This is a genomic window from Paenibacillus sp. FSL H7-0940 (genome assembly GCF_037979415.1).
Classification (GTDB): domain Bacteria; phylum Bacillota; class Bacilli; order Paenibacillales; family Paenibacillaceae; genus Paenibacillus; species Paenibacillus amylolyticus.
The window spans coordinates 3,608,314-3,631,120 of the sequence record NZ_CP150280.1; the positions used below are offsets into that span (position 1 = coordinate 3,608,314).

The following is a 22,807-nucleotide window of genomic DNA, read 5'->3' on the forward strand; positions in this document are numbered from 1 at the left end:
TCCCATATGGGGAGCCCTTCTTTAGCGTCTTAGATCATTTTCAACAAAGCCTCTACACCCGTCATGCCAACCGTAATGCCCATGGCCTCGGCTTCTGTTGTCACCGACTCCATAGGTGCATGCAACAATTGCTCCAGTGTACGCACACCAACCGCCCGAGCCGCAATAATTTTGCGATCCCCGAGCTTCTCATTAAGTAATCCCACGTCGAGTGCTCCGCACATGATATATCCTTTGGATGTGTTAATAGTCAACAACGTTGTTTTGGGCAGCTTGACTTCTACCCCTACCAATACATGCTCTCCAACTACAATGGGCTCCATCGTCACCATAATTTCCCGATCCACCTCCTCTTCCACAGGTCACGATAATTGTATGCCTCATTCTGGATTGTCGTGTGGACACCAGCCGTGTTTGAGAAAATGTAGGTACTTACAGTTCAAATATACTGTTGGTAATTCTCCTCGCAGACTTAGATATAGATATACACTTTCATTGGAATATGAAAAGCCACCTCAGAAATGAGGCAGCTTTTTAACAGGACAAAAAATGCGATATAGTACGAACTGGACTTCTTTTTAATTTCTCATAAAATAAAAAAAGAGATCTATTAGGACTGCTTAGTTACTGTTAAAATTAATCTTTTAAAAATGAAAAAATGCCCTATAACGGGCATCTCATTTTTATTCTAATATTAACCTATTTTGAATCTACCTCTAATCCAACAGCAGTTTTCGCTTCCATTAATTTCAAAATACCCTTCATAACAAATGAATCTGCCATAGAGATTTCTTCTTTAAATTTGGACATATGACTGGGCTTCTGATCGTCCAAGAACTCAAGAACTGCATCGAATGCTTTACCTTTAGAATAATAGGCTGTACTCAAGTTCGAAGCCGTTGCATTCAACATTTGTTTCACATCTTTAGGGAGATTTTCTGGAACATCTAAATTATAGAATTTGCTCTGCAAGTGTTTGGCGGCCTTCTGTGCATTTTCTGTTGCTTCATAGACAGTATAGATGTCAACCGTACCATTTCCTAAGCCTGTCATAGCTTCTTGATATGTATTCATAATTGGAGACATAGTCTCTTCTAATGCATAAACAGATTTTTCAAATGCTAATACTTCTTTTTGATTGGCTTTTTTAGCAGCAGCGTCAGTTTCGTTTTTCAGCTTAGCCTCTTCTTTAGCCTTTTGATCATCTTTTTTCTCGGTTTTTGTATCAACCACAGCAACTGCCTTTTCCACTTTTGGTGCTTTTTCCTGTGAGGCCACTGCATCTGTTTCTACGGTTGCTGTCACGTTTGGCTTTTCCTCAGTTGGTATCACAATTATCAATAAAATAAAGCCAGCCCATATAGCACCGCCGATTTTCGCAACCTTGCCAAGCTTCTTCCATGAGACAAAAATCATAATGAAAGGAACGAATAACCAAGCTAAAATTCTTAACAACTTCAAAACACTACCTCCTAATGTATTATTTACATTGCTAATTATATAGTAAATAATGACTAATGTCTTTAAATAATTGCCATTTCATCCCGCTTGAAATAGGCCTTAAATACCAGCATAGAATTAATCTTTCATTTTAGATTCAATTTGTTTCTTTACGTTTATCTCTTTTAAACCATATAACTATTATTATAAGATTCAGGCAGATTCTCCTCTAACAACTTTAAGTACGAACACGAAGACCAATACTAAACATGGTTGTGGATGTAGAAAACAACAAAAGATATCACCGAAAAAAGACTGTAGTAGCAATAGAGAACCTGTTGTTCGTTCCTCTCCACTTTCAGATAAAGCTATTAGAAATAATCAATACATCAATATATCGCAAGAAAATAAAAAACAGAGGGCGCAAGTATATAATCACCACCTATCATCAATCAACTATCTCTGTTTCAGGAGGTGGAGATGGTTATTTTTGACCCTCACCCAATTAGATTCAAAAGCAACCGCATCGGCGTCTATATCTTTTTCTACGTCTTTGCTATCATAAATTTAACTGGTTAAAATATACTATAAATGGAATTCACACCATATGAAAACGGATTAAAGCGTCGTCTAAGGTGAGTCGAATTGGGCCTACCTTAAAACGTATGCTCATCATTCTTTAATCGCCTTATCTCCGTTAACTCTCTTCTAATTCCCAGTACACGTCTATGAAGTACACTTCTATCTATTGATTCAGCTACCGACTTTTTGAACTGGACATCCAAATCACTTAATTGCTCCTGAGCTAGTTTCTTTTTATGTATTGGTTTAACTAGAACTTTTGTAGTTTCAGGCTTGATAGGCTTCAATCTTTTCTGCTTCATAATCTGTTCAAATACACTGTCCCCTTGTTGCATGGTCTTCATTCCTTAATGTATGATGAACACATTGTATCATAACGAGAAGATGACTGTTACACAATAAAGTACAGATGCATAGAGTTGGGCAAAGCCTAAACGCAAAAAAAGAGGGCCAATGCCCCCTTTGATAATTAACTCATTTTATAAAATGTAAAAATACGCTTGATTTCCTGGACTCTTCACAATTACTGTGGTCACTAAATCACCGGCATCCCGTTTACGGATACTTGTGATCGAATCTAACTCTACATTCGCAATAACTCTTGGTAAGACATACGCGGCCAGATCAGGCTTGGAAATTGTCACTTCAGTAGCCATATCGACAATCTGTCTCACATCTACTGTAGACCGCATATCCTTCCACTCTCGCACCTGAAGATAGCTATCCAAGTATTCTCTTTCCTTGATACTAATATGTGCATCCAAAACATCCATATACTTGACCTCAATGCTGGAAAGCACATCAGGTCTGGAAATATATAATTGCCCAAGCTGTTCTGCCAAATAAGGAATCTCAAGACTGCCTGCCCTCTCATCATGATTTAATGCTCTGACTTGAAGAACACTATTCAGATCAGGCTTATTAACCGTAATCTCCGAAATCACAATCGAATCACCGTCGTACATGACCGTAAGCAAAGACCCCAACGTTGAAGTTGCTTTTATATAATTGGAGACTTCCAATGAAGCATGAAGATCTGGTACGGATACAATTAAACTCGTATCCCGTCCATCATCGAGCAGCTGTGATATCGTTAACGTACTGACTAGAGACATTTGTCTATCTACCGTAATAACTGAAGGTAAGTCAGGATGAGACACTGCGATTTCTACAGTTTTTTCGTCGTCCAGACCTGTTCTAACGGCAAGATTACCGTCTGTACCCTTAGTTGTTCGTATAGCAGTAATGAACTGCGAATGAAGCTCGGGCTTAGAAATAGAAACCCATGTTTCCTTCTCTTCTGTCCTACTTTCAGCAATAGAAATGTTCGAATCCAGTTCTGCATCTATACGTTTAGCTACTATCAGATCTACATCCACGTCCGGACGGCTGACCGCGATTACTTGAGGTATATCATGATGCATGTGATCCTGATAACGGTGGACGTACAACTGAGATTTGAGCCAGTCCAGCCCAATATCACTGTGTACAACTAACGTTGAAGCTATGTCCTTGTGACCTGCACCATAAATAAAAATTTCACTTTCGATTTCGGTTCGACCGATAGAATAGATTTGAGAAGTGATATATTTGATCTGCAAAACAGGTGGTTTGGAAGACTCTCGAGTGTTGAAATAAATCGGCGTGTTACCGCTAGACTGAATAATCAGTCCAACATTCGAAAGAATACCTTCTCTCCACATTCGAAGCAATGCCATCATATCAAACTCAACATAACGTTCAGTCGTATCCAGGATATAACTGGACGATAAGAGCTGAATGGACTGAGGTCTGTTCGCATACGTAATCCCGTACTCACGCCACAACGTATCAGGCTGATGCAGCTCAATGTGTGCTCCAGGTGCCAGGGTTCCTGTGTAATATAACCTCAATTTAGCGTCTTCCAGATATAACAGATCAGGTATTCTAGTATCCAAATCACCGAAATGTATAAACGATTCGAATTGCTCTATCTCGTCTCTACCGATCATCATACGCTGTGTATCACCAAAGTTGAGCGTCTGCAGGTGAGTTTGGCTTCGTGTGGTCGCATCAGCAACAGGCTTAAGATTAACAGTTACACGCGGTGCTTCCAGTAATTCATATTTGCCGTGTGCACGGTTATGTGGGCGAACGTACAACATGCCTTCAAGATCAACTTTGGATGCCGCTTGAATGGTTGCGCCCAGATCTCCTTGCGACCTGTACATCACCGATAGCGAATTGCTCAATTCCTGTGACCGTCTGACACGTACGGATACACTAGAGACGATCTCGGACACTTTTCTTGTAGCAGCTATTAGGGTTGAAGACAGTTCTTCATCCACCTGATTGTACAGGATATACTTTGCTGCAAAACGATTTTCCGGACTTTTAATATGTATATAACTATCTAATAGAGTCTCCCCGTTATTAATTCCACTCACTTCCTGTCTCATTGTATTGAGAGCTACACCCGGTCTGCTGTGACTTTCATTTCAAAATTGCCATTAGGATTCGGCTTGGCATGAATATCCGTTGCGATACGAATATAAAAATCGATGCTATCCTCCGGTTGAATCAGACCATAGGTCAGATAATCGATCGGAAGAAACGGGTCGGCCTGTCTGGATAATTGGACTTCAACACCATCCGTTTCGAATTTCTTATCCATCTCCAGGTAAACATGATCCACAGCATAACCAAGCAAGTTTTTGATTCTGACTTTCTTTGTTAACGTCGTCTGTCCGGCAATGATCACCCCATAATCAAGTTTTTTCAAAATACCACCAAAGGTATCTGAAAGAAAATCTCCAGACTCGTCCATAAACATTAATCCTGAATACGATCCGATAAACTTGATTTCCCGTGAGTCTACGGCACCCCAATAATCCTGAAATTCAACCTTCAATGTATTCTCTTCGCCAAAATTAACATTTCTCTCGTCAATATTGAGTTCAATATTGAATGGAGATGCTGCTAGTCGTGTAAAATTGCCATCCGCCGGATAATACGTTTTACCGTTCAACAAGACGCGGTATTTAACCTTGCCCTGATCTGCATCATCCAGCACACCTGTAAGTTTGTTACCAGAGAAGGTCAGGTCGATTGTGGCTGTGGTGTTTAACAGTTGCAGTGACATATCTCTAAACTCCACTGCATGTCGCGGTGCATCAACGACCATTTTCACTTCGTCAAGCGAATAGCTGTTTTCATAGTGCTTACTGCTATCGAAGTAGTAGGCAATTCGAGTTAAAGCTATTAGATCCTTTTCAGGGATGGCGTTGAGTGTGTCCAGGTTCATTCCTTTTCTTTTGAATAACGTTGTATCCTGGATATCCAGATCAAGCCACTTGTTGAAACGGTATGTCTTCCATGTGAGCCCTGAGTCGAACGAAGCAGCCATTCTTAATATACCTTCCGGACTGTTCTCCGTTACTTTCGTAGCGACAACCTTTTTCACGTCTCCATATAACGCTATGTCTGTTGGTTGCACAATTAATTGCTCAAACGGTAGCGCGTTATACGTCAGCATCATGTCCCGATTACCGGCAATAACCTCTTCATCATTCGTCCACGTAACCACGTCAAAATCTCCCTCAAGTTCATCCAATAGGGAGTAGTTAGCCGTGATATTTAGTTCCGCTGATGTTTTGGTTGGATCGTCCGTGTAGTATAAAACGTCTACACTATCACCCAACTCGTCGTAGAGGGTAAACGGTTCGGTTTCGATTGTAATCGTTGATTCGGTTTGATTTGGGTCATCGGTGTATTCAATGATTTTGATCTCTTTGTCTTCCCATTCTTCGGCTAGGGTGAAGGGTTCGGTTTCTATGTTAAAGGATGCTTCTGTTTTGGTTGGGTCGTCCGTGTAGTAACATAGTTCTACTTCACCTTGAAGTTGTGACCATGCGAATTCAGATATGATGGAGATGTCGTCCATACCATAGTTTAAATAGTCCTGCTCGGTGGGTGAACCTGAAATTACTTGCCATTGTTCACTTGCGTAATACTTGTAGGTTGAGCCATTTTGCACTAAATACTTATTGTCATAGACCCAATCCATAAATTCAATCTCATGGATATTGATTACTTCAGAGGTGTTATTTCTTGTTACCCGTACTCTATAGTTGAGATAGGCTTTAGTGGGAGCGATATTGCAAGTGACTTTTCTATTGTTTGTCCATGATGCGACTACATAATCATTTCTTGTGTCAATTAGATCCCATGTAACTGCATCATTACTTGCTTCCAGAACCCAAGATCGAGGTGGCGAGTTGTTTTCCAAGCAATATATCGAGTACCCTGCCAATTTTATAGAGGTTGGAAACCTGTAAGAAACCCATGTATTAGTGACACGATAGGTTCCGTAGAACGTACCTTGACTTCTATCAAAGGCTTTATAAGCGTGATATGCACCATTTTGACCATTGTAGCTTACTACCCCTGAAGGTGAAGTATACGATGTCATAGGTGGTACGATATTCACAAGCTTTGCCATAATCCCATCTCCTTTCTAAATATAAATAAAACAATTTCATCTAACTGATTTAAATAATTGATGCTTTCTTGATTGGCACTTTGTTAGTGTCGATGCTTTTCTTAAAGACTTTCCCTGAACCGATTTTTTCACTTTCTTTAACCAATGACCTTCTCTCGCTGAATTCATCCTCCAAATCAATAATCATTCCTTTGTTCATCCCATGTTCAAGAATACTTACTTCTGAACTTTCCACGGAAGTTATGTACCTTTCGGATTCATACATGCCAAAATCACCAATCGCCAAGAAGTCTCCAGCCCCTTGGTTGGCAGTAACATTAATTCTATATTTCTTGAATCCAACTTTATTCTTAAACCCGTAGAGACGGAACTCTTCTCCAGTAAAGTTAGGCTCATTTATTCTGGTGTCAAGGATAACCCATTTCGTACCTTCCCATCCCTCAAATGTCCAGGTTTTTGGAGGTCTGTTGACTGGGGTTGTTCCAGATTTAATAGAATATGCAGTTATCAATTTGGCCTGAGGAAACTCATAGCTTAACCATCCCAGCAAAATTCCACTAGCGGCAACCCATCCATTTGGATCAACAATCCTATCAAATGCTCTCCATGGATAAAATGTTGTGTAAGTCGAACTTGCATCAACAACACCTGATGGAGTAGTGTTAGATGTCATTGCAGGAATAGCATTATCTTTGTATTTATTTGTAATGCTATAGTGCTTGTCTTCTGATGAAATTAAGAATTTATTAACATATATACCTATACGAGTCCCAATTTCTTTTGTTTGACTTATTGATGTAAATATAATTTTTCCAACAGAGGTATAGTTAGTTCCGTTATCACTTGAATGAAAGACTTCAATATTTGTTGCACCGCCATTATTTGAGTACGATTTGGCAACAATTTTTTTTATACCATTCACTTCATCTGGAAATTTAAGTATAATAACACCTTTATTACTTGGAGTGTCATAAGGTACATAGCCATCACTGGGAACAAACCACTTTGCTGTGTCTGTAGCTGTAGCCCTATTGATATAATTGTGAGAAACTAAATTGGAGTTATTCATTGAAATCAAATTGTTATTATTGTCAAAAAATTGTATTAGATCAAAAGTTTCATAAGTTAGGCTTCCACCTAGCGATCCCGTAACTTCTAGCTTGATGTAAATCGCCAATTCAAGCATCTCCTTTCAAAATAAAATAGAACACACCATATAGATGTGTTCCTCATAAAATTAGCCAAGCGTAATTTTATGTACTCGGCGTTTTGACATGTCAATTGTGTGCTCAAAGGTTTTTCCTGAACCTAACAATACTTCATGTGACAAAACATCTACAACCCTTTTAATCTCACTATTAAATGCTATGGTATCTGTTCCGTATTTTATAAACTGATCCTCAGTAGCACTTTCGGTAATCAGCATTGAAATATTTTTCCCAATATACTCAAAAAGCTGAAATGATCTTAATGTTAAGGGAGTGATTAAAGATGCCATGTCTCTTAATTCATAATGTGTATATGCAACGGAAGCGTTGATAGGGAAAAGTTTAATTTCGTTGGCTGTCCAACTTAAACCGCTCTGTTTATTTATTTCATCCCAAACTACACCGTCATTGCTTCCCATAAGCCTAAAAGCTAAAGGGGTTTGATTGGGTGCACTCCAAGCCTGAATGGAGTATGCACCCAATCTGTATTTTTTAACAAAAACAGTTCTAAACCATCCCGTACCTTGCCAGGCAGTTGTCCCACCTTGTATCGCCCTATAAGCCAAATCTGAATTGCTTCCTGCACTTAAAGTATAGTCACTTGTAACATTAGAATTATTAGTACTTAAAAGTGGGATTACCGCTTTATCCGAGTAGATAACACTCTTGTCTTTAATTGAATAATACTTATCACCAGATGAAAGTAAGATTTTACTTACTGGTGGAGGAGAAATGGTAATTGCTTGATTATAAATTTCAATTTCATCTAATGAACCATTTAATAATGTGCCACCCGCATAAGAGCCAGCAATAGATAAGTTATCCTGTGGTGTATTGATCTCTACATAATAAGAAGCTCCTATAACCTCTGGAGTGTACATATTATCTACATATAACTTGATACCATTATTAGATGTTGTCCCATCCCAAGTAAATAAAATATCATGCCACTTTCCATCATTAACCAATGTTGTTGTTCTTACTTGAAATGGAAAAGTTGAATTGTTTCCATGTAGGAGTGTAAAAACAACAGATCCATTGGTAAGTGTAACTGCTAGACCATTTCTAGAGTTTGCACTATTATCGTGATTGGCGATGATCGTTCCAGATAAGGCAGTAGTTTTTATTTTAAAACGGATACTTTTTGCTCCAACTGGCATAATCCTAGCATTAAACCTTATATACTGAGCGCTTCCACTAAACTGTTTGGCTTTGTTTAAAAAACCATCTATGACAGATGGTGTTCCAGTAAAACTAGCTACTGCACTGCCCTTACTATCAATCAATGAAGTACCAGTATTTTCATCCATCTTAAACCATGATACACCATATAAATCCATTAATTCTTGGGTTGTCATGTATGCCATTCAATCATCTCCCTTCTAAATAAAATAATTATTTTAAAACAAAAGAAGTAGAGTATACATACTCTACTTCACATTTACACTTGTTACTTCATAATATTTTTTCAGTTCGATTCTTCCTTTGAAAAACTTACCTGATCCTAGTGATCCCTTTACAGTCATAATCTGAACGAAATTTTCGTTTTTTCTATCTACAACGGATAGATCATCCATTCCGTCATTAATAAATGTGTCTACTGATGGTAGAGTTTCGGAAATTGTATTCCACATTGAAGGAATTGCAGGAACAGCAGTTATTCTTTCCATCAATTCGATCTGCCAAATTGAAACGTATGAGGTGTCTCCACTATTTAATGTAATTCTTATGCGATAGGAAAGATAACTGTTAATATTGGAGCAGGTGAACTTTTTCTTCTTATTCATTTCCCAACCTGTAACACCTATTACAGTGTCAATTGTAACCCACGTTCCATCAGAACCGTTTGTGCTATCATTACTACCTTCTATAATCCAATCTTTTGGACTTCTTGTTAGGACAGACGTATTATCTGAAGGTGGTAATATAGTATATTTTGTTATGACTTTTGGTATATCAAATCTATAGCAGATCCAACCGGTCCTTGCAGTACATATCCACGCCATGTTACCCGAAGGTGTATCGCTAAAAGCTTGCCAAGCGTCATATGTACTAAAATACGCGCTTGCACTCGCGAATCCAGAAGGAGAAGATTTTGATATCATTGGTGGAATACTATCCGTGGTGGCATGCGTTTCAGATATTTCAGGAGTTCCAGCGTAAAACCTTTTATACGCCCCTTTATGATTAATAAACGATCTGTTCATTGGAAGCACTTCAACTTCAAACAAAGGTCTATATCCAGTGTTTGAAGTTGCATTACTACTAGCAGGAGCATTGAACGCATTGACTGCACTTAAACCTTTCCTTGCCCTATAAGTTGAATTGGCTGATGCAGTTGTTGTTGTCCAACTATACGCACTACTACTGTTCCAATTCCAAACACTATTATCTCCTGGCGAAATAGTGTTATTTAACGTAGATGTTACAATGTATTTATACCATTCACTATAATCATCATTAGATGTTATACTACCTGTCAAAAGACGTGCAACGAAATTAAATTCTACCATGCCCATATCAACTGGAATACCGAAAACTCTACCATAACTATTTAATTGATCCCACGAAACAAAGCTTTGGATGTGTCTATCCGCAATCAGAATATTCTTGTTGTTGAATTCATCTGCCATAATAAAGTAAAAGTCACCTTTATTGATTGCAGGGACAGTAGGAGAAGTTATAATGAAGTCGTCTGTTTCTTTCCCAAGACCACTGAACACACCTTCTCCACCGTTTGAAGTCACAGCATAATTACACCTGATTCGCTTGCCAATAGTGAGCTTAGAGACATCTTCTACTTCATCTGGATGAAATAAACGACCATCGGAATCGATGTCGATTGCATCAAGAGCCATAAAAGTTGTCGTTGATCGACTGGATTTATTAACCATTTCTACTCGATGTCTTGCTTCGGGTAATCCAACAATTTCAACCTGAAGTACTTGTGCAAGCTCCGAACCTAGTTGTGAATGAGTTCCATGCAACTTTCCATCAACGTAAATATCAATTAAATCACTTCGATTGGTATAACGTGCTCCAATAATTCTTAGCTTAGTTCCTTCAAAATCAAAGACAATTTTGTCGCCTATCATTGATGTGTAATTAGAGTACCCGTTGTATGCACCTGTACCAGCACCGTTAGTGAAACTTCCAACATATTTAATTGAGGAAATATTGTCATCATATCTCTTCCATCCTGATTCTGGCGCTGTTAATTTAGATCCTACCACTGGTCTTACCAATCCAAGATCCCTATCTTGATCAATATCAATGGAGTCAAACAAAAGTCTTGTCCTAGTTGCCCCTGAAACGGATGTATAGGGTAAGACTTTTATTTCAACGCTATGTTCACGATCTTCCAAATCGTCTTTTTCATAAACGACCACAGTAGATGGAGTTCCGTAAGCAGTCTTAATGTTCCCCTGATTCACTCCATCAAGTATTAGTACAAATCCACTTGTATCATTATTTCCATATGCTTTCAAAATAAGTTTTTTACCAGTAAAGTTAAATTTCATTGTATCGTTTGCTGTGATAGAGAACATACCAACATTATCAGTAAACTGATAGGAGCCTATAGTTGTTTCAAATCTCTCCCAAGTTCCTACATAAGAAATTGCTGAGGAAATTGCATTGGATCTTTTCCATCCTGTTTGGGGCTTTGGTAATTGCTGTCCTACAGTTGCCATCATTACACCTCCTTATATTCAAATACAGGACGATACCCATATATTGTATGGATTGATGCCGCAGGTAATATTAAGGTACCTTGAGGTGTAGTCGATCCTCTTGGCATTCTGTAATTAGAAACACTGAAAGATATATTTAACTCTGGAGTGTCCTGTGTAAATGAATAAACGTTTTTCCAGTGAAAAACATCGTCTAGAGTTTTGCCAGCTTGAATTTTACCCATAGGGAAATTAACAATGTACTTGTCCCATTCGTTGATTTTAGGCCAAGCGCCAAAATTCAAATCTGTTTTTGAAGCAGACTTTTTACCATCCGAATCAGCAAAAGCAATTCCACCTGTAAGACTTCGAAATGTTCCAACAATATTATCCATCAACTCTAATTCAGTTAGAGCAACATAGCCAGCCATACCATTATTCTTGGTTATATTTAAACGGTAGTGAGTAAATTTTTCGGTGTTATTAAAGGTGCATATTTTTTTCTCTAATGTTGTAAAACTTTCGTCAACTCTTGTATCCAACACTGTCCAATTAGAACCATCATTTGAACCTTCAAGCGTCCAATCTTTAGGATTGATTTGTAAAGAGAATTGTCCTGTATCAATTCCAGTCAAACTATACTTAGACACTCTTTTTCCTTCTAAAAATTTATATTGAATCCACCCTGTAGCTGCATTTGCTTGCCAAAATTTATTTCCAGTATATACTTTGTCAAAAGCTTGGTAAGCTTGCCTTGTACTTATTTCTGAACTTGCACTTGCTTCCCCATGAGGAGCAATATTGCTAGTCATCTTTGGAGTTAAAACGAATGGATTCCAATTCGCATAACCTTCTATCAGCCCTCTTGCATTAAGCAAATCCCAACTTACCATATTAAAAACAACTCGGTCAGCCACAAGAATGCCTTTATTAACTTTGACAAGATAAAAAACTCCAGTTTGTTGAGTGGTTGCATCAAATCCAGTCAAAGCTACTTCATTTGAATTGGGATAACCAAGATCATAAAATGCTGTTGATGCGCTTATTGTTCCTAAACGTATAGCACTACATGAAATATAATCGCCAATCTCCATATCACTTATATTTGATCTCAATACGCCTATAGTCGCTGGAACTGCCATAAAATCACCCCTTACTCACTCTAATCCTATCTAATTTCTTGAATTTCGTATTTTCAATCTTCTGCCTCAGCACCATCCCTGCTGGAGTGTCCGATGCTCTTTCCATATTCAATTGATATATTCTCTTCAAGCCTAGTGAACCCGAATCGCTTTCAACAAAGGAGTTGTTGTATTTCCCATCCTCATTAAAATCGTCTATGTAGAAATTCGAATATTTCTTTTCTGCAAAAATCTCAATTTTCACCTTCATATACTTTGCAGGAGACTTAGGAGCAGTCACATCTGCTAGAATTTCCTCATACGCCCCCCACTCAAAGCCATCCTCAGATGTACTCCAATAGATTTTGTATGATGCTCCCCCCACTACGTCTACACTTGCAGCCACACCTTTAAATGATGTGATCTTATCCTGAATCCGAATGGGAGTGGACTCCCAAGATCCATTACCAGGATAGATTGAATTCCCGTCCGCATCTTGGCTCAACTCTCTTAGTTTCAACTTCTGGGCCTGATATATCGTATCTTTGAAAACACCTATGGATAGATCTATATCCAGTGCTATTTCTTGAATCGCCATACTTTCACCACCTATCTCATCTCAAAATCCAATTCAACGAATGTCCCAGTTTATGATTCCTGCATGATTTGCCTTCAGAGGGGCTACGATTTGATCTATGACAAAGCCATTTTTACGAATAACTAATTGCCCAGGCAGGTCCTGATCTGAGGTGATTTTAATTTGGAGAAACGCAGTTTCTTTCAACGGCAGGGAACACACACATTGAAAATTAATCTGCACATCGTTCAAATTCATCATTTTTTTGTAACCGAAGTTAAAACATTCAATCGTATTATTAATAGTCCCCGAATTTCCGGGACCTGAATGTCCACTCATATTCACATCTGAAGAAACATTCTTGAATTGAATGATGTCACTGTATAGAAAGGTCCTACCCGTTAGTGGGTATTCTTGTTCTTCACATATGTATGATATAGAGTACCTATCTGCATTAATATGAAATACACCGTTGGCAACGTTGTGATACACGTGAGATCCTTGCCCGATCAATCCAAAAGAGACCAACTTTTCCTTGTTAATTTTATAAAAACTGTTTGATTGTTGTGTCTGCAAATCGAATTCGCTTAAATAAGTACCATCATAGTAATCAGCAATCCATACATAGGCTTGAGATACAGGTGAGCGCGTAAATTGTGTATTACCTAGAATCACAGGACTTCCCCCTTTTAATAAAAAGGACAGGCTGCAATAGCCTGCCCCATAACTGTTTCTTTTTTTACACGTAACGGTAGGAAATACGTTTCTTGAACTGTTGCTTGCCACTTTTCGCGTTCAGCGGCACTACACATTGAATGGATAGCGTTACATAGTTACCAGCCGCATCTTGAGGATTTCCATTGTTACTAACGCCCAGGATTTCTTTCGGTCCCGGTGCAAATGGTGTTGCATAAGCAGTTCCTGTATGATCTTTGGTTGTCTTGCCTGTTGTTCCGATGGGTTTGGAAAAATCCCTGCCAATACGTGAACTTTCCTCTTCCAGGTCTGTCTCCCCCAAGGAATCAACCTGAACGTGGAACCAGTTATTCTTCACCACTTCTACATCATGAGCCTCCGTGTCTCCAGTACCACCAGTCATATCTCGCGTTGTAATCGTGCAATCTTCCATTTTAGATACGTCCGAAGCACCATTTTTATTGTTCCATACATTGAAAATAAAGATATCACTTTTGCTATCTGCATCAATAACCTTGTAGTCAAAAGGGGTAATAATCTCATTACTATGTGTAGCATCCATCCATGAAATAATTGGTTGTGTCATTATAATCCATCTCCTTTTTTTATGTTCTGATCGTTAATTGAATCGTAAGATGTTGAGTGTTTGGACCGGCTTCGATGATGTTGATTCTGAAGATATCTCCAGCCTCCACTTTTCCCACCTCAAATGTAGCCTCACCATCATCTTGATGTTGAAATGCTTCAAATTTCAGTGGACTCCCCATCACATCCTGCCAGTGAATGAGATCCTTGGATCGTTCAATTCTTATTTCAGTCGCGGTATCTCCAGAAACTCCACAGTAGCCCTTTACATGTAAAATCTCGCCATCGAATGGAAAGGGGGCTAAAATCCCCAGTACTTCCGGGTACACCCGTGATTCTTTGCAAAAGACTATAACCCGATCCTGTACTTCCAACGGAATCTCATTTAATTTCAGGTGTTCAGCTGTACTCATGAGCCCATCCATATCGGAATTAACCACCTGAAGGTTTTGACCAAATACATCAATCTCTACCCATGTCTGTCCATCAAAACGATATCTTTTACCATCCTTATACGTCTGCACCGTCCAGCCTATTTCAGGAGAAGGGTATTGCATACTTAACTCCTCAAAATCAGCAACTGGACTCTGATACACAAGTCGAGTCGTCTGATAAGCCTCTTTTGCTTTTCCGGCGGCCTGTAAGGCTTCGCCAGCAGCCTCCAGTGCCCGCTTGATAGCGAGTTCAGTTTCGCCAGGATCTCCTGGCTGCCCGGGACCGCTATGTTTCACCGCTTCTCTAATTAAAGACTCTACATGTGCTAAAGTTATCCCATTTGACATAATTCACCTACCTAAGCGTTATGTAGCATATTTTCTTTATAAGACTGTTTCCAAGTTGATACCTCCCCCATAACTAGGAAACCTGTCTCTGGCTTATCATTAAAGAAATTCTTGAACAACCATGCAAAGCATTGCTGTGTCTGGCTTTAGAGAAGTTTTCTAATTGGACTAATGCCAGCTTTTTTGCACTCCTTGCAGTATTTCATTCGATTCGATTTTGCAAGCATTCGTTTTCCGCATACGGTACAATTTTTGATGTTTTCTCCTTTCCAGCGAGAATACTCCAACACAAAATCATCGAAGCGAACTAACTGGAAGGCAACCTCACCATGCTCCGCAGCGAACAAAACCTGTACGTTAGTTGAATCGACACGTTGACTTTCTTTGAGATACCCTAACTGAATAAGTTTGTGCACCAATAACCCCTGATCTTTTTTGCTTACGGCCATTTGACTATCACCGTAGATTTCTTTCCATTCATGATTAATCCAGTACGTATCATTTTCATTGATTCGATTATTAATCTTGCTGTAGACCAGTAAAACAAAGGCCAATTTCTCGAGTCGTTTACTTTTAAGTTGTTTGATCTTTTGAAGTTCTTCGTGCGTTACAGGTACATGATCAATCTCGATTAGCGTGCTCTTGCTTGCCTCCTCCCTTATCTTGATATACTTCTGAGACTGCTTAATGATACGATTGAGAAATGTATCCCACTGGACAGCATTGTAGTCTGGATAATACTTGGTCATAAACTGATTTAACAACGCATATGCATCTTCGGCGTTCTTCCCTTGTTGAAGCCCGTATTTAGCTAAACAAATCAACGTTTTGGTTGGCTTCTTATCCATTTTCCCATGTGCAATTGCTTGCTCGGCATGATGACGTTCATTCAGAATGATTTTCAAGGGCGCTGCTCCTTCACATACATTTGGGTCATTTTAAAGGTTCTTCCGGCATACTCAATATCGCCGTCCGGCTCTCTAACCGGATAATGGATGATGTGATCATTGCTGAGCAATAGATTGCGAATAATCTGATCTCCTGACACATCCCATACAAATTGCTTTGATTTCTCCGCATTTCGATAACACATGTCCACAATCATATTGCACAAATCTTCTTCGTTATTACAGATCTCCAGCGCCTGCTCCTTGAAACGTGAAACAAACAACTGCCATCGGGCTGATCTTTCTTCCTTTTTCACCTTACTCTTGCGCAAGTTAGTCATATAGCTACGTAGCTCTTCGTTATGCATCTGATATAAACGTTGAATCTCTTTATAACGAGCTTGTGAGTATTTTTTGGTACTCATCAATATCGTATGATCAAATGGGCTCTCGGACTGTTTTAGCTTTAACTTGTTGAACTCATCTTCCACTTGATGGCATAACCGGTTCATCACAGATGGTGCCGTGGATACAGGCATTCTCTGTTCATACTGTGCCAGGAACTGTTCCTGATCCGGAGATAGCTCCTTCTTCGAATACAACTCGTCCACAGTCATGCCAAAGAGCTGCAAGCACTTCTGACTCGTTTTTTCTACATAGGTGGTATATTCTTTTTTCTGTTCCGGGTCATTGTATATAAAAAAATAAGGTTTCTTGTGTGCTACCATTTTCAAGGCAGACTCGTCCGTTACCGCAGCGCGAATATCATACCAGTGCTTCGGCATTTTTTTACATTCAATACCTTTAGCCTGATCAATGGCATTTTGTTGATAATGCTGACCACATTGAATTCGGTACATCATTTCCTGATATTCTGCACTATGCTCCTCATAATTGGCTAATACATCAAACATCGATGTGATTTTGTTCGTTGTAAAACCGATCAGATCACCGAAGCTGTCTTTGTTGGCCTGAACCATATCCTTTTCATCCGGAATTTTTTGAGCTGAGGTTTTCTGTACACATACAATCGCATCAAGCTCCTGAATTGCCCCAAGAATTGTGTGGTTGTCTGTAGTTAAGACCTGATCACTATCCATATCTGCACCATTTAAGGAATGTGTCGTCGTATCCCATGAATTTAAGATCGTGACCGTGTTCATATAGCGATACCAATGCTGCATCTCATCTGTATTTCGAAAACGAAGCACCTTAATATTGTTATGACAAGTCATCGGAGCTCTGAAGCAAGCTACGCGGTCCACATGGCGTTCATTCCAATAGCTGGAGTAGAACTCACCTGAACTCAGCAATCCTGTTAAAGGTAAGCCAAATATGCTCTGACACAATGTGTAGGGATCGCCAGAAATAATGCTGAAATTGCCTTTCACTCTTAGAACTCCGATCTTGGCTTCATTCATTCGTTTACGTATTAAGGTATGAATTTTGTTGCGCACAAAAGGATCATCTATAAGTCGCGGGTCTACCATCAGCCCTTTGATATAATCATCTGGACTATTTCTATAATCGTTCTCATGGATGTGAATTCCTTTGAGAAATAACAGTGCCTTGCGATAGTCTTCACCCAGTACATCCTTAATCGAGTCCACCGTGGGAGTAATAAGTTCACCAATCTCGTTATCATCCAATTGGAGCGACTGAATAAACTGGTAGTTTAAATGACGCTCATCCTCCAGTTCTTCGGGTGTAACCTTCGTTACGCTGAACGTGTAGCCATAATAACCGCAACATAACAGATAATCGTCGATACTGTTGTACGAGCTCCATAGTTTGAGCATGGACGTTGTGATGATCAGGTCTACCTCTCGAATATCCACAGGATTACCCCAGGCATCGTCCACCATATAATTGCCTGCAACTCGATCTGCAAATTCGTGATAGTCAAATGTAAAGACCATCCCTTTACAGAAGCTATTACGAATACAAAATCCACTCGGGATATATGCATGTCCCAGCTCGGTTGCCCATCGTTCACTAAGTGCAGGAGAGATAAGACCGAACCCATCACTCATGTTCATCTGAATAGGCTCATTTTTCCTACTCTCAATGCGAGGGTATTCTGTCTCGGTATCATCAATCTGAATTATGTCTGCGCCAAATTCAGTTATACAATCATGAACAACTAATACCCGTTCGGGATGTGACACAGGCGTGCTTGTACTGCAAGCCAAGGCCTTATATGCCTCCAGTTTGGCAGGAACCAGCTCTTTATTGGGATCTCTGCCGTTATTCAATCTTTTCTCCAACAGCGGATGAATATCCTCACTCACATAGATGACCGTCGAACTTTTGGCTCCACCTGTCGTAGCCAATAACCGCTTGTATTTCTTGCCGTTGATGGAGAAAGCTTTTGATGAATTCAGCCGATCATAGTCTTTATTATTTTCAATGACCACCAGCAAGTAATCATCGGCAAACTTCAAATTTTTTAGTTCTTCATGCAATTTCTTCATTGCTCTTTTATGTTCAGCATTGGTTTTCAAGGCTTTTAATCGCTCTATTTCCAGCTTGATTCTAGCCAGATCTTGTTCCCTCTCTTTGTAGCCTCGAATACGATCTATAAAACGAAACACCTGATGGTTTCCAATAGATGCCACTTCTCCATTTACTGTCGCTTCTTGATAAGTAAGATGCAGATCATAATCCGCTTTTCTAATTCTGGAAGATGTAATTTTATAAACGTATCTCAATCGATCCTGATATGCATTGCCCATTCCCGATTCCCCCTGTTGCTTCCTGTCCTGATTAAATAAATTATAGAGTAGACCCGCACGACTGGCGCAGGCAAACAGGACGATCAGGGGATGAAAAAAGAAGATTATTTGTTCTATTCTGGGGAGAAATTAAGGGGCACTCCGGGACTAGATTCATTTCGAATCGGCATATTTCTGCGTCTCTAGCACTATGATAATTTCCTTTTTAATGATATAGTGAATTGAAGCGTTTTTTTGAGCTGACATAATTTTTAACGGGGCTGGGATGAATGAAAGAAACCTTATCCAATCAAGAGGACATCGGCTTTTTATTTAATGTCGATATACTTATTAAGAGCCGCTCAAATGCATTGGCACTGCAGTCCCTGTTGGAGTTCATAAACAATGAAGAACAAATTGCGGACTTTCGGATTCAATCCGGCATAGAGCTAGGCAAAATTATTGAAGCGACACTCCAGTCCAAGAAGGACTCTTTCGTCACACTTCACAACGAACGCAAAAAAGCCAACGCAGCACAGAAGGCGTCCACTGCAGCTCAGACACCTGCCTCACCTGCTCCAGTCAAAACACAGAATCTACAAGAACAACCGGTTAGTGAGAAAAAGCCTGCCACCCAAACATCCAATGTATCCGATGGAAACTCGTTTGACGCGTGGATTGACACGCTCATCAAGGAGAATAAACTCACCCGTATTGTTGTCAATAACAAGAACGGTAAACATCAGAGCATTCCTTGCCGTATTCTGAATTTTGATAGAGATACCAGTATTGTGAGCATCTACCATGTCGATGAAAAACAGGTGTATACGTTCCGAACCAATGAAATCGATGAGTTTCTGTAACTAACCTAACTGGATTAAAACAAAAAGCAACTTGCGTTAGAATGACGGGACATTCTAACGCAAGTTGCTTTTTTAGTTCTATGGTTCATGTAGAATTGAACCCTCCGAGATTTGTTTGGACCGATCAGGAGCGATCCTTACCTCGCTGCCATACATCTAATGCCAATAGCAACCATCCGGCAATGAAGGCTACCCCACCAATCGGTGTGATGGCACCCAGAATCTTGATGCCAGAAATACTAAGCACATACAAACTGCCCGAGAACACGATAATTCCGATAAACAACAGACGCGCTGCCCACTTCAGTTTTGTCGATGCTCCAAGTTGACCAGCCGTCAAACCAATAATGAGCAAGGCCAATGCATGAATCATGTGATATTGCACACCCGTCTCATATGTAGCGATGGCCGCCGGCCCAATCGTATCCTTGAGCATATGAGCACCAAACGCACCAATCGCCACCGATAGCATGGTCATTACAGCTCCAAGCATCATCCATCTTCGTTGCATATAAGTTCTCTCCCTTAATTCAACTACAATTCACTCCTATTATTGTAGCGAATCCACTCCTCCTTTACCAGTCGGGACGGAGCTTCAAAGATCATATGTCTGTTTATACTTAACAATCCTATCCCTGCCCTATAAATTGTAGGAAACAAGCGTAAATCCTTGATTTTTATCGATATTTATGGAAAAGTAAACAGGTATGTAATCGTTGTATTTTAAGAAAGAATCATTACTCATCGATTAGGTTAATAACACTCAGTACGATGATTAAGGGAGGCAAGTCAACATTATGGATAATCGCGATTCCTATAATTCAGGTTATAACAACACGGATCAGAATCCTGGCCATGCAGATCCATACAATAACAATGGGTATGAAGCATACCCGCCAGATCATGAGAGGCAACCAATGGCACCACTGAAACATTCCGGACCTGGGATCGCCAGCTTTGTCATTGGATTGGTTGCAATCTTGGGTTATATTCTGATATTCTTTATTGCCACCATGGCTGTAAACGAGTCCATCGGAGTTCTAACCCCGTTGCAGACAGAAGAGATCGCCTTGCATCCAGCAGTGGTTCTGGCTTCGTTAGCCATCCTGGTCTGCCTGATTCTCAATCTGGCCGGAGGCATCGTCGGAATTATTGGTCTTGTCCTCAAGAATCGAAAGAAAGTTTTTGCCATTATCGGAACCCTATTAAATGGGATCATGATTCTGTTATTCGTTGGACTTATCTTGGTAGGCATGACGCTGATGTAACGCTTTGCATCAGCGTCATGTTTCCTTATAATTAAAATGAATGGGTTTACACATAAGGATAATCTATATTTTTTGCCAAAATTATTGTTTTCAAAGGAGATTGACATGTCACGAATCAAAATTTTTGCGGACAGCACAAGTGATCTGGCTCCAGAATGGATCCAGCAGCACGATATCGGTATCATCCCCTTATATGTCGTGTTCGGTGAAGAATCACTGAAAGACGGTGCTGAGATTAAGCCTGAACAGCTATATGAACGTGTTAGCCAAGATGGGCGTCTTCCCAAAACAGCTGCACCTTCCCCCGCTGATTTCATAACGGCATTTCAACCTTACATAGATCAAGGGGATGAGATTTTATATATCAGCTTATCTTCTGAACTTTCCTCTACCTATCAAAATGCACGACTAGCGAGTTCCGAGTTCCCGGAAGGTCGAATATCGGTCATTGACTCACAGAATCTCTCATCAGGAATTGCACTGATGGTGATGAAAGCTGTACATGCTGCTGATAAAGGGCAAAACCTGACTCAGATTACACATCTGATTGAGGCAATGAAATCAAATGTACGCACGGAGTTTGTCATCGATACACTGGAGTATCTGCATAAAGGCGGACGCTGTTCGGGCATGCAGAACCTGATTGGAAGCCTGTTGAAGATTCGTCCTGTCATCCGGGTAACAGATGGCAAGATGGCACCTGCCTATAAAGTGCGCGGCAAACGGGAGAAAGCTCTGGAACAAATGCTGAATAATACGCTCAGCCAGAAGGATCAGATCGATCCAGACCTGCTGATTGTTGTGCACACCATGGCTGAAGAGGATGCGCTTGACTTGAAGAAGTCTTTACAGGAACAGACGGGTGCCCGAGTTGAACTAACCACTGCTGGTTGTGTAGTATGCAGTCATTGCGGCCCGAAAACGATTGGAATCATCTATAACACTGTTTTATAGTATTACACGTTACATCGTATCGTATTACCCAATCCTTCTTCTAAATCTGTATGTGGTTCATCAATAGTTGGACTGGCATACCGTTATAACTAAAAAGGGCATTCCGAGCTTAATCGCTCAGGATGCCCTTTAATATTTTTGCTAAACTTTTGAATGACCTACATTTGGTCCATTGCTCATTATAATAATGGATCAATAACTTTTGGTCCGCAGATCATCCAGACTTTTGAATACGTATCCTTGCTTGCGGGCCTCATCAATAATGGAACCAAGAGCCTCCGTGTTATCTTTGGATACCGAATGAAGCAAAATGACAGCGCCCGGATGGAGTTGTTTCAACACCTGTTGATGAGCATATTGTGCGCCACGCTGCACATTGGTATCCCAATCTTTATAAGCAACAGACCAGAACACATTCACATACCCTTGGGCATGACTCTCTGCAAGCGTTCGATTGTTAAAAATCCCGCGCGGTGGCCGTAAAAAGGTCGCTTGTTGACCGGTCAGCCGATTGACCTCCGACTTGACCTTCTCAAGTTCCTCTCTAAGCTTTTCATTGGAGATGCGGGTCATATCCGGATGACTCCATGAATGATTACCGACAATATGACCTTCAGCCGCCATACGTTTGACCAACTCAGGCTGATCTTTTAGATAATGACCTGTCACAAAGAAAGCCGCCGGCACCTTCTTGGTACGCAAAACATCCAGTATGGCAGGTGTGAATCCATTCTCATACCCGTTATCAAACGTGAGATACAATTCCTTCTGTTTTGTATCCCCCAGGAAAATGGCATCGTTATGTTGTAAGATTGATTTAAAGCCTTCCTGATCAATGGAGGGCAGTTGACCGTTTTGACTTTTTTTGAAGCCAAAGTGATACGCTCCGGTAACCGGTGATGCTTCAGTCTGTGCCGGTACCATACTGATGGATAACAGTCCCAACAGTATATATAGAACCATTCGCTTCATTCTATCC

General features: G+C 40.1%; 20 protein-coding genes. 3 read left to right on the forward strand and 17 right to left on the reverse strand.

Translation table 11 applies throughout. From position 1 onward, the window contains the following. Positions 1–29: 29 nt before the first annotated feature. The 15 genes from MHB71_RS15810 to MHB71_RS15880 form a co-directional block, all read right to left on the reverse strand. Positions 30–332, reverse strand: coding sequence for a DUF1805 domain-containing protein (locus MHB71_RS15810; RefSeq protein WP_017689545.1), 303 nt, complete (start codon positions 330–332; stop codon positions 30–32). Between the two features lie 367 nt (positions 333–699). Continuing rightward, positions 700–1,461, reverse strand: coding sequence for a hypothetical protein (locus tag MHB71_RS15815; RefSeq protein ID WP_101313324.1), 762 nt, complete (start codon positions 1,459–1,461; stop codon positions 700–702). A gap of 635 nt (positions 1,462–2,096) precedes the next feature. Then, a complete protein-coding gene (locus MHB71_RS15820; protein WP_340026892.1) occupies positions 2,097–2,357 on the reverse strand; it encodes a hypothetical protein in 261 nt (86 codons plus the stop codon). 144 nt (positions 2,358–2,501) lie between these two features. Then, complete coding sequence (locus MHB71_RS15825) at positions 2,502–4,460, reverse strand: DNRLRE domain-containing protein (protein WP_340026893.1); 1,959 nt, start codon at positions 4,458–4,460, stop codon at positions 2,502–2,504. Positions 4,461–4,471: 11 nt separating this feature from the next. Then, entirely contained in the window at positions 4,472–6,067 is a 1,596-nt protein-coding gene (locus MHB71_RS15830) for a hypothetical protein (protein WP_340026894.1), read from the reverse strand. Between the two features lie 484 nt (positions 6,068–6,551). Continuing rightward, on the reverse strand, positions 6,552–7,679 hold the full coding sequence (locus MHB71_RS15835; RefSeq protein WP_340026895.1) for a hypothetical protein: 1,128 nt from the start codon (positions 7,677–7,679) through the stop codon (positions 6,552–6,554). Positions 7,680–7,739: 60 nt separating this feature from the next. Then, a complete protein-coding gene (locus MHB71_RS15840; RefSeq protein ID WP_340026896.1) occupies positions 7,740–9,077 on the reverse strand; it encodes a LamG domain-containing protein in 1,338 nt (445 codons plus the stop codon). Positions 9,078–9,140: 63 nt separating this feature from the next. Next, a complete protein-coding gene (locus tag MHB71_RS15845; RefSeq protein ID WP_340026897.1) occupies positions 9,141–11,405 on the reverse strand; it encodes a hypothetical protein in 2,265 nt (754 codons plus the stop codon). Further along, positions 11,405–12,523 (reverse strand): discoidin domain-containing protein, encoded by a 1,119-nt coding sequence (locus tag MHB71_RS15850; RefSeq protein WP_340026898.1) that lies wholly within the window; start codon positions 12,521–12,523, stop codon positions 11,405–11,407. The genes MHB71_RS15845 and MHB71_RS15850 overlap by 1 nt, the downstream gene beginning before the upstream one ends. Before the next feature lie 4 nt (positions 12,524–12,527). Beyond that, entirely contained in the window at positions 12,528–13,100 is a 573-nt protein-coding gene (locus tag MHB71_RS15855) for a hypothetical protein (protein WP_340026899.1), read from the reverse strand. Between the two features lie 33 nt (positions 13,101–13,133). Beyond that, positions 13,134–13,754, reverse strand: coding sequence for a hypothetical protein (locus MHB71_RS15860; protein WP_340026901.1), 621 nt, complete (start codon positions 13,752–13,754; stop codon positions 13,134–13,136). A 64-nt stretch (positions 13,755–13,818) separates the two neighbouring features. Continuing rightward, the gene (locus tag MHB71_RS15865) at positions 13,819–14,361 is read right to left on the reverse strand and encodes a hypothetical protein (protein ID WP_340026902.1); all 543 of its coding nucleotides are present in this window, start codon (positions 14,359–14,361) and stop codon (positions 13,819–13,821) included. A 19-nt stretch (positions 14,362–14,380) separates the two neighbouring features. Continuing rightward, a complete protein-coding gene (locus MHB71_RS15870) occupies positions 14,381–15,142 on the reverse strand; it encodes a hypothetical protein (protein WP_340026903.1) in 762 nt (253 codons plus the stop codon). A 146-nt stretch (positions 15,143–15,288) separates the two neighbouring features. Then, positions 15,289–16,047, reverse strand: a complete 759-nt coding sequence (locus tag MHB71_RS15875) for a hypothetical protein (RefSeq protein ID WP_340026904.1) — start codon at positions 16,045–16,047, stop codon at positions 15,289–15,291. After that, positions 16,044–18,764 (reverse strand): hypothetical protein, encoded by a 2,721-nt coding sequence (locus tag MHB71_RS15880; RefSeq protein WP_340026905.1) that lies wholly within the window; start codon positions 18,762–18,764, stop codon positions 16,044–16,046. The genes MHB71_RS15875 and MHB71_RS15880 overlap by 4 nt, the downstream gene beginning before the upstream one ends. 269 nt (positions 18,765–19,033) lie before the next feature. Here MHB71_RS15880 and MHB71_RS15885 point away from each other — a divergent pair, with 269 nt between their 5' ends. After that, the gene (locus MHB71_RS15885) at positions 19,034–19,606 is read left to right on the forward strand and encodes a hypothetical protein (RefSeq protein ID WP_076318334.1); all 573 of its coding nucleotides are present in this window, start codon (positions 19,034–19,036) and stop codon (positions 19,604–19,606) included. Positions 19,607–19,730: 124 nt separating this feature from the next. Here the strand turns inward: MHB71_RS15885 and MHB71_RS15890 are convergent, their stop codons facing one another. Beyond that, complete coding sequence (locus MHB71_RS15890; protein ID WP_017689551.1) at positions 19,731–20,117, reverse strand: DUF423 domain-containing protein; 387 nt, start codon at positions 20,115–20,117, stop codon at positions 19,731–19,733. Between the two features lie 286 nt (positions 20,118–20,403). Here MHB71_RS15890 and MHB71_RS15895 point away from each other — a divergent pair, with 286 nt between their 5' ends. Together MHB71_RS15895 and MHB71_RS15900 are read left to right on the forward strand one after the other, a co-directional pair. Continuing rightward, positions 20,404–20,874: a hypothetical protein gene (locus MHB71_RS15895; RefSeq protein WP_083669751.1), complete on the forward strand. Its 471-nt coding sequence runs from the start codon at positions 20,404–20,406 to the stop codon at positions 20,872–20,874. 105 nt (positions 20,875–20,979) lie between these two features. After that, the gene (locus tag MHB71_RS15900; protein WP_076318333.1) at positions 20,980–21,828 is read left to right on the forward strand and encodes a DegV family protein; all 849 of its coding nucleotides are present in this window, start codon (positions 20,980–20,982) and stop codon (positions 21,826–21,828) included. A 192-nt stretch (positions 21,829–22,020) separates the two neighbouring features. Here MHB71_RS15900 and pdaA read toward each other — a convergent pair whose 3' ends face one another. Then, entirely contained in the window at positions 22,021–22,800 is a 780-nt protein-coding gene (pdaA, locus tag MHB71_RS15905; RefSeq protein WP_076318332.1) for a delta-lactam-biosynthetic de-N-acetylase, read from the reverse strand. Positions 22,801–22,807: the final 7 nt, after the last annotated feature.